Origin of the sequence: Sphingobium sp. C100, assembly GCF_000508185.1 — a bacterium.
GTDB lineage: Bacteria > Pseudomonadota > Alphaproteobacteria > Sphingomonadales > Sphingomonadaceae > Sphingobium.
This window is the reverse complement of record NZ_AYOY01000024.1, coordinates 24,248-37,488: the sequence shown is the minus strand read 5'-3', so window position 1 is coordinate 37,488 and position 13,241 is coordinate 24,248. Positions and strand designations below refer to the sequence as shown.

Annotated in this window: 11 protein-coding genes; 10 read left to right on the top strand and 1 reads right to left on the bottom strand. The window is 64.4% G+C overall.

Annotated features, from left to right (window positions below; genetic code table 11):
* The first annotated feature begins 119 nt into the window (after window positions 1–119).
* The 9 genes from C100_RS28060 to C100_RS28020 all read left to right on the top strand — a co-directional run bounded on the left by C100_RS28060 (window position 120) and on the right by C100_RS28020 (window position 11,146).
* Window positions 120–899 (top strand): hypothetical protein, encoded by a 780-nt coding sequence (locus C100_RS28060; protein ID WP_024018347.1) that lies wholly within the window; start codon window positions 120–122, stop codon window positions 897–899.
* 1 nt (window position 900) lies between these two features.
* On the top strand, window positions 901–1,683 hold the full coding sequence (locus C100_RS28055; RefSeq protein ID WP_024018346.1) for a DUF2334 domain-containing protein: 783 nt from the start codon (window positions 901–903) through the stop codon (window positions 1,681–1,683).
* Complete coding sequence (locus C100_RS28050; protein WP_024018345.1) at window positions 1,652–2,791, top strand: glycosyltransferase; 1,140 nt, start codon at window positions 1,652–1,654, stop codon at window positions 2,789–2,791. The genes C100_RS28055 and C100_RS28050 overlap by 32 nt, the downstream gene beginning before the upstream one ends.
* Window positions 2,792–2,846: 55 nt before the next feature.
* Window positions 2,847–3,803, top strand: coding sequence for a hypothetical protein (locus C100_RS28045; protein WP_024018344.1), 957 nt, complete (start codon window positions 2,847–2,849; stop codon window positions 3,801–3,803).
* Window positions 3,800–4,300: a DUF2141 domain-containing protein gene (locus C100_RS28040; RefSeq protein ID WP_024018343.1), complete on the top strand. Its 501-nt coding sequence runs from the start codon at window positions 3,800–3,802 to the stop codon at window positions 4,298–4,300. Before C100_RS28045 ends, C100_RS28040 begins: the two co-directional genes overlap by 4 nt.
* 4 nt (window positions 4,301–4,304) lie before the next feature.
* Entirely contained in the window at window positions 4,305–5,477 is a 1,173-nt protein-coding gene (locus C100_RS28035) for a glycosyltransferase (protein ID WP_024018342.1), read from the top strand.
* A 286-nt stretch (window positions 5,478–5,763) separates the two neighbouring features.
* Window positions 5,764–7,113: a TolC family protein gene (locus tag C100_RS28030; RefSeq protein ID WP_235219005.1), complete on the top strand. Its 1,350-nt coding sequence runs from the start codon at window positions 5,764–5,766 to the stop codon at window positions 7,111–7,113.
* A complete protein-coding gene (locus tag C100_RS28025) occupies window positions 7,110–8,123 on the top strand; it encodes an efflux RND transporter periplasmic adaptor subunit (protein WP_024018340.1) in 1,014 nt (337 codons plus the stop codon). Before C100_RS28030 ends, C100_RS28025 begins: the two co-directional genes overlap by 4 nt.
* The gene (locus tag C100_RS28020) at window positions 8,120–11,146 is read left to right on the top strand and encodes an efflux RND transporter permease subunit (RefSeq protein ID WP_024018339.1); all 3,027 of its coding nucleotides are present in this window, start codon (window positions 8,120–8,122) and stop codon (window positions 11,144–11,146) included. Before C100_RS28025 ends, C100_RS28020 begins: the two co-directional genes overlap by 4 nt.
* 3 nt (window positions 11,147–11,149) lie before the next feature.
* Here C100_RS28020 and C100_RS28015 read toward each other — a convergent pair whose 3' ends face one another.
* On the bottom strand, window positions 11,150–11,884 hold the full coding sequence (locus C100_RS28015) for a phosphatase PAP2 family protein (RefSeq protein ID WP_024018338.1): 735 nt from the start codon (window positions 11,882–11,884) through the stop codon (window positions 11,150–11,152).
* A 155-nt stretch (window positions 11,885–12,039) separates the two neighbouring features.
* On the opposite strand from C100_RS28015, the gene C100_RS28010 reads away from it, so the two are divergent.
* On the top strand, window positions 12,040–13,236 hold the full coding sequence (locus C100_RS28010; RefSeq protein WP_024018337.1) for a hypothetical protein: 1,197 nt from the start codon (window positions 12,040–12,042) through the stop codon (window positions 13,234–13,236).
* Window positions 13,237–13,241 lie beyond the last annotated feature (5 nt).

Genomic DNA, 13,241 nt, shown 5'->3' with positions numbered 1-13,241 from the left:
CTGCGTTGGCAGCAAGACGGTGAAGCGTGACGCCTACCTCAGTCGGGCTGAAAATTTCATGCGCAGACTGCGGTTGCCCCTGATGGAGGCGTCTTGCTGCCAGACGGGGAGAAAGCGTCATGATAGCGAAGCATGGCATTGCAACGGGATTGTTGACGCTGGCGACATGGGTTGCGCCGGCTCAGGCAGATACGCCGACAGATGCGCCCGAACGGGCGGTATGGAAAATTCGCGCGGCGATGACGGATACGGGATTGGCGAACCTGCGAGCTGTATCGACGGCGCAGCGGCTCACGCCCCTTGCCACCATCCTGTCTTCGTCCGACCGACGCGGCCTCGCCGAAGTTGCGCACCGATTCACGAGCGTCACGACCGGACCGGTGGATTTCACCCTGTCCGCCGACCGCGCGCGCAACGGTCCTCGCGGTAAAGACCTGCCGCTGGGCATGGACCGCTGGTCGCTGCGCAATGTAGGGTTGGATGCGCGGATCGGCCTGTGGGATCAACTGACCCTGGTGGCCGCCGCCGATTACGGCCGCATGAAAAGGCGGCTGGACGTCATGGACGTGACGCCGCGCCGCCTGTCCACCACTATGGCGCGTGTGGGCATGGCGTTGCTGTTTGGGGACGGGCCGCGGCTGTCGCTCGACTATCTGTCGGTCAGCCGACCCTCGCAACAGGGGGGAATCGTGCGGCTGGCGCAAGCGCTGGGCGGCGCGCCGCTCACCGGGCATGGCCCGGAACTGTCGCTGCGATCACGGCAGGGTGACACGCGCGGCGGGCTGGGCTGGCGGATATCGTTGAGTTCGACGATGCGCCCGGAAAAGGATCTCGGGCTGGAGAGCGATGCGATGCGGCACGACATGCGCGCGACCTCCGGCTTCAGCCTGAAGCTGTAGCATGACGAGACGACTGCTGGTTTCCATTCACGATGTCGGCCCGCGCTTCGAGGCGGAGGTCGATCTGTTGCTGGAGCGGCTGACGCGCCGTGTTCCGGTCGATCGCATCGCCATGCTGGTGGTGCCCGATCATTGGGGCGAACATCCCATAGCGCCGGGCACGCCCTTTGCGGCGCGGTTGCGGGGATGGTCCGACATGGGAATCACGATGTTCGCCCATGGCTGGTATCACAAGGACATGGCCGATCATCGCGACGGGTTGGCCCGTTTCAAGGCGCGGCACATGACCGCCGGCGAAGGCGAGTTTCTGGGGATCGACGAAGCTGCCGCCCTGCAACGGATGGCGGACGGCCGCGCGTTGATCGAGGATATTATCGGTCGCCCTGTGGCCGGCTTCGTCGCCCCGGCTTGGCTCTATGGCAAAGGGGCGATGGCGGCGCTGCGGGCTTCGGGCTTTGCGCTGGCCGAGGATCATATGAAGTTGTGGCAGGCCGGATCGGGCCGGGTGTTGGCGCGCGGGCCGGTCATCACCTGGGCGAGCCGCAGCCGGGAGCGCATCGCATCGTCGCTGTTCGCCGCGCGGATCCTGCCATACCTGTTGCGGTTTGCGCGGGTCGTGCGGCTGGCGGTGCATCCCGGCGATGTCCGGGTGCCCGCACTTCTGCTCAGCATCGACGATGCGCTGCGCCGCCTTGTCCGTACCCACAGGCCCGCGCGCTATGGCGACCTGCTTCCTCGTGACGAGACCGTGCTTGCGCATACTCACCTTCCTGCACAGCTTTGAACCTGGCGGGGTCGAGCGCATTGCGTTGCGCCTGATCCTGCGATGGCGAAGCCAAGGTGTCGATGCGCCGCTGTTCATGGGCCGCGCGTCGGGCGCGATGGCGGCCGAATTTGGTGATCGGCTGGATTATGTCATGCCCGCGCCGCCCTTTCCGGTCGGATGGTGCGAAACATTGTGGATGATCGCGACGCTGCCCGCGACGATCAGGCGAACCCGGCCCGATATCCTGTTTTGCGCCGGGAACAGCTATGCGGTCGTCGTCGTGGCGATGAAGATTCTGCTGGGTCGCCAATGCCCGCCGGTGGTGGCGAAGATCAGCAATGATCTGGACCGGCGCGACATGATCTGGCCGGTGCGCCGGATCTATCATCTGTGGTTGCGGATACAGGGACGCTTCATCGATCATTTCGTGGGGATGGAGGGCCCGATGGAAGCAGAGATTGTAGCGGCCATTCGCCCGGATCCCCATGCCATCAGCATCATTCCCGACCCCGCATTGTCGCGCGGCCAGATCGACCGGCTGCGCGCCTTGCCGCGTCCACAGCGGGGCAAGGGTTGCCGGTTCGTGTCGATAGGGCGGCTTGCCCGGCAAAAGAATTTCCCGTTGATGATCCGGGCCTTCGCGCGCGGCGCACGGCCCGCCGACACGCTGACCATCTATGGCGAAGGGCGCGAGCGGCCCGTATTGGAGGCGCTGATTGCGAAACTGGGGCTTGGCGGACGGATCATGCTGCCCGGCCATGTGCCTGACCCGGCCAGCCGCCTTACCGATTTCGACCTGTTCCTGCTCTCGTCCGATTATGAAGGCGTGCCTGCCGTGTTGCTGGAAGCGCTGGCGGCAGGCCTTCCCGTCATCACCACCCAATCCAGTCGCAGCATAGGGGCGATGATGGGGGACGGTAAGCTGGCCTGCATCGTGGCGGTCGGCGATGAAGCCGGTTTCGGAACCGCATTGGGGCAGGCCGACGCCATCCGCCAGGATGACGCCGCCAGCCTGAGACAGGCCCGGCGCTTCACGATCGAGGATGCGGCAGACGCCTATCTGGTGACTTTTGCCGCGACCGTTCATGCGCCCGAAGCCTATGGAAAAATTATCGCGCTGAACTGAGGCGCGGTCGGCAAGGCGTCGTCTCTGCGACCGAACCAATAGCGAAGAGAAGTATATGACCGGTCTCCAGACTTCCGGCACTATCATCCTTCAACCCACTGACAACAAATTTGAAAATCAGGTCGGGCGCGCGCTCGATCCTGCGCCGTTGATTCGATCGGGTCGCAACTGGACGCGATGGGCCGGCCCGGTTGTGTCCATCCTGATCCTGGCAGTCGCCCTCGTTCAGTTTCGGGGGCTGGACGTCGATAATCTATGGTTGATGATGCCCACAAGCCCGGTCTTCTGGCTGACCTTCCTTCTCCATTACGCCGCTAGCCCAATCTCCGAATGGATGATCTTCCGGCGGTTATGGAACATTCCTATCGAAGGTTTTGGTGCGCTGATGCGCAAGCTGGTCAGCAACGAGATATTGCTGGGCTATCTGGGCGAGGTCTATTTCTACGCCTGGGCGCGGCGCAATGCGCAGATCAAGACGGCGCCGTTCGGGGCGCTCAAGGACGTGACAATCCTGTCCGCGCTGGTCGGCAATGTCGTAACGCTGGCGATGGTGGTGGTCGCCATTCCTCTGTTCGATGCCCTTAATATCGGGTCGAGCCATTGGGACATAATCGGCTCGGTGCTGTTCGTGCTGGGCACGTCGTTGATTGCGATGGTCTTGCGCAAACGGCTGTTCACGCTGCCACGTCCCGAATTGTGGCGGGTTGCGGCGATCCATCTCGCGCGCGTTATCGCTACGACATTTCTGGCGGCGGCGATGTGGCACATGCTGTTGCCCATCGTCGATCTGAGCTGGTGGCTGCTGCTGGGAACGCTGCGCCAACTGGTTTCGCGCCTGCCGTTTCTGCCCAACAAGGATGTCGTGTTCGCGGGGATGACGGCGTTCCTGATCGGACCGGGCAACAACATCGTGTCGGCCATGGCTTTGATGGCCAGCCTGATCCTGGCCGCGCATCTGCTGGTGGGCATGGTGTTGGGCAGCATCGAATTGATGCGGGAATCACGGGCATGATCGGGGCGCTGATGCTGCTGGCTGCCATGTCCTCCTCGCCCGATCTGGGCAAGGCGGAGGGGCAATGCCGCCCGGAGGAGCATGGCGCCGCCTTTCTGGTCGATGTGGTAGGGATCAAGGACCGACAGGGTCGCCTGAAGCTGGAAATCTATCCCGCAAACGACAGTGATTTTCTGGCCGACGACAATGTCCTGATCGCTGCGGGCAAGGCCTTTCGTCGGGTCGAGGTGGCCGTGCCGCCATCGGGGCCGGTGTCGCTGTGCATCCGGGCGCCAGGAGCTGGTCGCTACGCGCTCAGCTTGCTGCATGATCGCAACGGCAACCGCCGGTTCGAAGTCTCTACCGACGGTATCGGTTTCGCAGGCAATCCCAGGCTGGGCATATCAAAGCCCTCGGCGGCGGCAGCCAGTGCGATCGTGGGCAACGGGCCTGCTCATGTCTCCATCATCCTCAACTACCGACGGGGCCTGCTCTCCTTCGGTCCCCTGAAGGGATAAGCCCATGCGTATCGTGGATGTCTGCGCTTTCTATGCTCCGCAGGGGGGCGGGGTGAAGACCTATGTCGAGCGCAAACTGAGCGCCGGCGCCGCTGCCGGTCATGAGGTCATCATCTTGGCGCCGGGCACCAATGACGATGTCGTGGAGCGGGAGGGCGGCCGGATCGTCACCCTCGCCGCGCGCCGTTTTCCGCTCGACCGACGCTATCATTATTTCAACGACGAAGCATCGCTCCATATGATGCTCGACCGGTTGCAGCCCGATCTGGTCGAAGCGTCGTCGCCTTGGTCCAGCGCGGCGATGGTCGGGCGCTGGCGTGGCTATGCGCCGCGCGCGCTCATCATGCATGCCGATCCATTGTCGGCCTATGCCTATCGCTGGTTCGGATCGGTCGCCACGCGTCAGACGATCGATCGCGGGTTCGACTGGTACTGGCGGCATCTGCGGCGGCTCGACAGTCAGTTCGATATGGTGGTGAGCGCCAGCGAAGGATTGTCGCAACGGCTGCGGGACGGCGGCCTGACGCGGGTGGCAACCATGCCCATGGGGGTGGAGCCGGGCATATTTTCGCCACAACGGCGGGACGAGGCGCTGCGTGCGCGGCTGCTGGAACGGTGCGGGTTGCCGCGCGACGCCACGCTGTTGATCGGCGTTGGCCGTCACGCGCCGGAAAAGCGATGGCCGATGGTGATCGAAGCTGTGACGTCGGCGGGCTATGGTCAGCCGGTCGGACTGGTGATCGTGGGCGACGGCCGCGACAGTGCGCGGGTGCAGCGGGCGGCCGCGCATAATCCGCATATCCAGTTGCTGGCGCCGACGCGTGATCGCGCGGCGATGGCCGACCTGCTGGCGAGTGCCGACGCTCTGGTCCATGGCTGCGACGCGGAGACGTTCTGCATGGTCGCGGCCGAGGCACGCGCGAGCGGCCTGCCGTTGATCGCGCCCGATGCGGGTGGCGCGGCCGATCAGGTTGGTGACGGGATGGGGCTCCACTTCCGTGCCGGCGAGACGAGCAGCATGGCGCGAGTGATCGCGCGCTTCCTGGCCACCGATCCTTCGGCATATCGCGCACGAACGGTGCGCCATGCGGCATTGGTCATGACGATGGACGACCATTTCGCCCGACTGTTCTATGCCTTTGCGCAGTTCGGCGGGGTACGGCGCCATGCGGCATGACCTTTCGCTGCCCGATGTCGTCACCGTGCCGCTTCCGATCGCCGATCTGAGATGCCGGTCACGTGCCGAACGGAAGCCTTTAAAGCCTCTCCCTTCTGATGAACCGGGATTCAAGCATCGGTTTAGCTGTGATTGCTGGCCACTGATGGTGCGGTTGATCTGGTGGGCGTTGCGCAACTGCGACTGATCCGCTCGCTACAGGATCATCCTGATTGGGGAATTGTAAATTGGCAATGTCGCGCGAGCTTCTAAAGAGTGATGCGTCAGAAACAATCAGCAGCAAAACGTGGCCAGACGAGATATCATCCTGCATCCCCTAGCGAATCGCCTTCTGGTTGCGTTGTTGTGCATTGCGCCCTGCGCGTGCGCGCGCTACGCGCCCGATCCATTGTCGGTCTCGGCGACACCGGCCGGGCCGGCCTTCGTGCGCGAATATGGCGCGTCGTCGGCCGCGACGCTTGCCATCGACCTGTCCGCGCCGCTCGACGATCGCGCGATAGCGTCGCTCGCAGTCATGGCCAACCCCGATCTCAAGGCGCTGCGCGTTCGCACGCGCGTGAGCGATGCACAGGTCTTCGCGGCCGGGTTGATGCCTGATCCGACGATTTCGCTGGGGGTCGATCATTTGTTGTCCGGTGCCGATCCGGTCGATGCCCTGACGAGCGCTCTGGGGCTGGACCTCAATGCGTTACGCACGCGCGGCGCGGTCGTTGCGAAGGCGCAGGCCGAACGCCGACAGGCGCGCACCGATCTTGTGTGGGCCGAATGGCAGACGGCGGGGCAGGCGCGGTTGCAGGCGGTTCGGATCGATGCGTTGGAACGGAAAGTCCGTTTGACCGACGCCAGCCAGATGTCGACGGAAAAGCTGCTCGCGCGTTATGTGGCTGCTACCAGGCGTGGCGATGTCGCCGCCGACGCGCTCCAGACCGCGCGGATCGCGGCGAGCGACGCCGGCGACGTGGCCCGGCAGGCGCAGAAGGATCTGGCGGCGGCGCGGCTGGAGCTGAACCGGCTGCTTGGCCTGCCGCCGCAGACCATGTTGACGATCGCTCCTGCAACGCCCTTCAATGGAATGCCCGATGCCGACGGTCTTTTTGCTCTGGCCAGCACGGAACGTGCCGATCTGCGCGCATTGCGAGATGGTTATGATGCTCAGGAGGCGGCGCTGCGCAAGGCGGTACTGGACCAGTTTCCGTCGCTCGACCTGACCGTGAATGCAGGGCGCGATACTGGCAAGAATGTGACGCTGGGTCCGGCAATCGGCTTCACTCTGCCGCTGTGGAATCGTAATCGCGGCGGGGTCGCTGTGGAAACGGCGACGCGCGCAGCGCTCAAGGCCGAATATGAAGCCCGGCTTTTCCAGACGCGGGCTGAAATCGCCGCGGCCATTTCCGGCTTGAAGGTAGCGCGCGCGCAATTTGGCGCGCAACAGGCCGGGCTGGATGGCGCGACCCGTTTCGCTGCGAAGAGCCGCAAGGCCGCGACGCGCGGCGACTTGTCAGACGCGGCCGCGCAGACCGCCGAACAGGTCGCCCGCGACCGGCAAATGCAATCTACCCAGTCGGCGCAGGATATGGCCGAACAGATGATCGCGCTCGAATTGTTGACGGGTATGCCACGGGAGCAGTGGAAATGAAGATGATTCTGTCCGCCGCCCTGGCGCTGGTTCTCCTGAGCGGGTGTTCCGGTGCGACGAACTATGCAACGCCCGCACCCGAAGCGCTGGTGAGCCTGGCAGCCGCGAGCACGCAGACGGTGGGTGAAACGATCCGGCTGTACGGCACGGCGGACAGCGGCCCGGGCGGGCGCGCCAGCCTGACGGCGCCGATCGAAGCGCGTATGGTATCGATAGAAGCGCCGGTCGGATCGGCGGTTGCGCCGGGCCAGGCGATCGTGCGCCTCGCGCCGGGGCCTACCGCAACCTCCGACATCGCCAGGGCGCGAAGCGACGCGCGGGTGGCGAGCGCTGCCTATGCGCGCGCGTTGCGGATGCGAGGCGACGGGCTGGTGAGCGATGCGGATGTGGAGACAGCGCATGCCGCATTGGCGAGCGCTAATGCAACGGTCAGCGGCTTGACGGGACGCAGCCTGATATTGCGTGCGCCGATTGCCGGGCATGTCCAAGCGATCGCCAATGTAGCGGGCGATCTGGTCGCGGCCGGCGCGACGATCGTGTCGATCAGCGGTAACGGCGCAGCACGCGCGCACTTCGGCGTAGATCCGATGACGGCCAGCACCCTGAAGCCGGGCGCATCGATCCATATATCGCGCGGTGCGGGCAGAGAGATGTTCGCCGTGCGGGTCAGCACTGTCGATCCGGTGGTCGATGCGCAGACCCGGCTGGCATCCGTCTATGCCGATCTGCCCGCCGCGGCACAGATGAGGCCGGGCGAGCCGCTCAGTGGGGAACTGTCCTTGAGAGGCGGCGCGCCATCGCTCGTTATCCCCTATGCCGCATTGCTGGACGATGCCGGACAGCCCTATGTCTATGTCGTGGCGAAGGGAGTGGCCAATCGGCGCGACATCACCACGGGGCCGACTGACGGCACGTTGGTATCCGTGACGCACGGGCTGGCGGCGGGCGAAAATGTGGTCGTTGCGGGTGGCACGGCGCTGAATGACGGCATGAAGGTGCGGCTCAAATGACGGGCCTGCTGGAACGGCATGCCCGGTCGATCTGGCTGGCGGTGATCCTGCTCACTCTGGGTGGCCTTCTGGCGGCGCGGGGCATGCCGGTCAGCCTGTTTCCGCATATCGATTATCCGCGCGTCGTTGTGACGATCGATGCGGGCGACCGCGACGCGGGGCAGATGGCGGCCGAAATCAGCCGCCCGGTCGAAATCGCTCTGCGCGCGGTGCCGGGCGTGACCCGGATACGATCCACCACCAGTCGGGGCGCTGCCGACGTCGCACTCAATTTCGGCTGGGGCGAAGATATGGTGGCCGCGACGCTCGCCACGCAGGGCGCGCTCGCGACCTTGCTGCCCGATCTGCCGACTGGCACGCGGTTCGACGTGCGCCGGTCCGACCCGACCATCTTTCCGGTGCTGGGCATAGCGCTCACGTCACAGTCGCTCGACCAACAGGCGCTGCGGCAGATCGCGGAACTCAAGGTGCGACCGGCGGTGAGCGCGGTGCAGGGCGTCGCGGCGGTCGACATCCTCGGCGGGTCTCCGCGTGAGTTGGCGGTCGATGTCGATCCCGCGCGGATGCAGGCATTTGGTGTTGGCATCAGCGACATCATAACCGCGCTGGGCAAAGCAAATGATATTCGCGGCACGGGCAAGATGGAGGACCGGCACCGGCTCTATCTCGTGCTGGTGCAGAGCCGGCTGACCTCGGCGGCGGACCTGCTGGCGACGCCGATCAAGACGGCGGGCGGGGCTGTCGTGACGGTGCAGCAAGTGGCGAGCGTGCGGCCTGCGGGCCAGCCCGACTATGTGCGGATTTCGTCGAACGGGCGCAGCGCTGTGCTTATCAACGTCCGCCAGGCGCTGACCGGCGACACGGTGGCGATCGTTGCGGCGGTCGATGCGCGGCTGAAAACGCTGGGCCTGCCCGTGACCGTGGCGGTGACGCCCTTCTATGACCAGTCGGAACTCGTGACGGGAGCCGCCAATGCCGTACGCGACGCGATCCTGCTGGGTGCTCTGCTGGCCGGGCTCATTTTGTTCCTGTTCCTGCGATCGGGGCGGTTGATGCTGATTACCGGGCTGATGCTGCCTGCTGTCCTCGCGGGCACCTGTATGCTGCTCTATGCGCTGGGCTTGAGCTTCAACATGATGACCCTGGGCGGCATGGCAGCGGCCGTGGGTCTGGTGGTGGATGACGCCGTTGTCATGCTGGAACATATGATGCGGCGCATGCAGGAGGGGACGGCCTCGACCGTATCGGCCCGGCTTGCGGTGGCGTCGGAAATGAGTCGACCGCTGGTCGGATCGACCTTGGCGACGATGATCGTGTTTTTACCCCTGAGCTTCATCAGCGGGGTCAGCGGGGGCTTTTTCAAGGCGCTGGCGATCACGATCGTGACGGCGCTCGGACTGTCCCTGCTCTATGCGCGTTTCGTCATTCCGCTGCTCGCCGCCCGCTGGTTGCGCGACAAGGATGCGCAAGCGGCAGAGAAAGCCGGTGGGTTCATGGCTCGACTGGAGCATGGCTATGCCAGGATCGGCCGTCCGATCTTCGCGCGGCCGGGGCTGGCAGCGGGCCTCATAGCGCTGGTCTTCGCCGCCATCGGCGCGCTGTCCTGGTATAATCTGCCGTCGGGCTTCATGCCCGCGATGGACGAGGGCGGCTTTGTGCTCGACTACACCGCCCAGCCCGGCGCATCGCTCGCCGACACCGATCGGCTGGTGAAGCAGGTTGAAGCGATCATTTCAGCGACACCCGAAGTCGAAAGCTATTCGCGCCGCCTGGGCGTGCAATTGGGCGGCGGCCTCACCGAAGCCGATGAGGGCGACTTCTTCGTCCGGCTGAAAGGCGGGTCGCGCCGCCCGATCGATGCGGTGATGAGCGACATTCGTGCCCAGATAGAAGCGAAAGTGCCGGGCCTGCAGGTCGAACTGGTGCAGTTGATGGAAGATCTGATCGGCGACCTCACTGCCGTGCCCCAGCCGATCGAGGTCAAGCTGTTCGGTGACGATCCCGCTACGCTTGCCGACGCGGCGTCGCGCGTCGGCAAGGCACTGGGGCAGGTATCTGGCGTCGTGGAAATCGTCGATGGCTTGCGGGTCGCGGGTGACGCGGTCGTGGTTAAGGTCGATGCCGGGCTTGCCGCACAGCAGGGGTTGGACCCGGACATGGTCGCCAGCCAGGTCGCAGCGTTCGTCGGTGGCAATGTCGCGACCAGCATCCGCATCGGCGAACAGTTGGTTGGCGTGCGCGTGCGCGGGGCGAGTGATTTGCGCAGCCGGGTCAGTCAGATCGCTGCACTGCCGATCGCTACTGCGGACGGTCGCAATGTGCGGCTGGGGTCGATCGCGCGGGTCGGGATCGAAGGGGGACAGCAGCAGATTAATCGCGAAGACCTCTCGCCGCTGATCGCTGTCACCGCGCGCCTTGAAGGTCGCGATCTGGGATCGGCGATGCAGGACGTACAAACGACCGTCGCCGGACTTCACCTTCCTTCGTCGGTTCGGGTGGATTATGGCGGGCTCTACGCCGAACAGCAAAAGAGCTTCGCCGATATGGCGATGGTGTTCGCTGCCGCGTTGCTGCTGAGCGCACTGCTTATGACGTACTTGTTCGAGAATATGGCCTGGACGCTGTGTGCGATCGTCACGGTACTGCTGGCTGCCGCCGCCGTGTTGGCCGGGCTTTGGGTTACAGGCACGGAACTCAACATCTCCGCGCTGATGGGCCTTACCATGGTCGTGGGCATGGTGACGGAACTGGTGATCTTCTATCTGGCCGAAATCGAGGAAGGTGCGCGCGCGGGGCTGGATGCGCTGCGCCGCGCGGGCGCCAATCGTTTGCGGCCGATCCTGATGTCCGCACTTATCGCCATGCTGACCCTCGCGCCGCTCGCGCTTGGCGTCAGCCGTGGGGCGGGCTTGCAACAGCCGCTTGCCATCGCGATCATCTTTGGCCTGCTGGCGGCGGTGCCTCTGGTCCTGCTCTTCCTGCCAGCGGCATTGTTCGTAGTGCGGGCCAAGCAACGAGCCTGACGATCACTGCGCGCTTTGCTGCGTCGGCAATTCGATCCTGTGCTGGTTTTGAAGATTGCGGGCGACAAGGGAACACAGCAGCGCCCATGTCGCGCCGATGATCCAGCCTGCCAGCACGTCGCTGGGCCAGTGGACGCCAAGATACACCCTGGAGCAGCCGATCGCGAGCGTCAGCAAAGCAGCGACGGACAGCAGGTAGAACCGGACATGCGGTTCGCTATGGGTACGCGCCAGCAGCGCGCCGAGCGTGAGATAGACGACCGCCGAATTGACGGCATGACCGCTTGGGAAACTGGTGGTGCTCACCTGCACCAGATGGGCGACAAGTTCCGGCCGGGCACGATGGAAACCGAGCTTGAGGAGCGTGCCAAGCGACGCGCCCCCGATCACGGCACCGGCCAGAAACACCGCCATTGCCGCTTTGCGAGCGACCAAAAGATAGCCGACGACAACCATCGTCAAGATGGTAAGACCAGCGACGCCGCCCAGCGCGGTGATATCCAGCATGGCCGCGTTCAACCATTCAGGGCCGATCGGCACGGACGGATCGGCCGGGTTGCGCAGAGCGACCAATAGCCAACTGTCGAAGGCCATGGTGGCGCCTTCCATCACCTCTGAAGCGAACTTGAAGAAAGCTAGCAAAGCGACTGCGGCGATCAGGAGCGGGATCAATATCCGGCCTTCCGCCCGCAGGAGGTTTCGACCGGTCGAGAGCCATTGGCCCAAAAATGATGTCATAAAAACCCGCTATCCTCGCCTTCGGTACAAAATACGCCAATGATGACGCGTTGCGATGACCTGTGCCGCAGTCGGCGACGGATCGGCAGGCAAAAAATTTGTGCGTCCCTCGATTTCCGACTGAGGTTACCCAAAAGCCGTGACGTCGGGCGACGATGCGTATTGGTTTCCTGTTCAATCACGACCAGATTCACCAGATCGGCCACAGCCTGCCGATCGCGATGGCGCTGGCCCAGGGCGGCTTCGAAGGCGAGATCGTCGTGGCCACGACCAACGAGCGGCTGGCGCAGGAAGTGCGGCGGGTCGCTGGGTCTCTGCTGGAATCACGAATCACCCATGTCGAGCTGTCGCTCGCGCCCGGGTCGGAGCGGCTGACCCGGTTTTTGGGTAAGATCGTACCGGCGGGCAAATTGCTGCTCTATCGCGACAATCTCGATTTCTTCCGCAGCCTCGACATGCTCGTCGTCGCCGAGAAGACGTCGCTGCTGCTCAAGACACGCTATGGCCTGACCAACCTGTTCATGGTGCATACGCGGCACGGCGCGGGCGACCGGGCGATCGGCTTCAACAAGGAAAGCGCGGGCTTCGACCATGTTCTGTGTTCCGGCGAGAAAATCCGCAACAGGCTGATTGGTGACGCAGGGGTCGATCCCGACTCCATCAGTGTCGTTGGCTATCCCAAGTTCGACATGGTCCGCCAGAACGGCCGGACCCAGCATATCGAAAGGGATCGGCCCGTCGTACTCTATAATCCGCACCCGGCCCCGCATCTGTCCTCCTGGTATGATGATGGCCGTGCGGTGCTCGACATTTTCCGTCGGAGCCCGGATCGGGAATTGATCTTCGCGCCGCATGTCATGCTATTCGAGCGGCCCTTCGTCGTCACCATCGACAAGCTGCGGATCAGCCGGGCGGGGACGATCCGCCACCGTTATCTACACGGCGACAATATCCATATCGATCTGGGCAGCCGGGCGTCGACCGACATGAGCTATACCATGGCGGCCGACATCTATCTGGGTGACGCCAGCAGCCAGGTCTATGAATTTCTGGTGCGCCCGCGCCCCTGCGTGTTCCTCAACAGCCATCGCATCGCGTGGGAGGGCAACCCCGATTTCGCCCATTGGCAGGCGGGCGAGGTGATTTCCGGTCCCGTTGAACTGGAAGCGGCACTGGACCGTGCCGGAACGCTGCACCAGCAGCGCTATCGGGCGATCCAGGAGCGACTGGTTGCCGAAAGTTTCGATCTGAATGGCCGTCCCTCGTCGGAGCGGGCAGCGGAGGTCATCACGGCATTGGCGGAGCGGCGGCGCACGCGCGTGCTGGGCAGGGCGGTGGTCCAGGCGGCGTGAGCGCG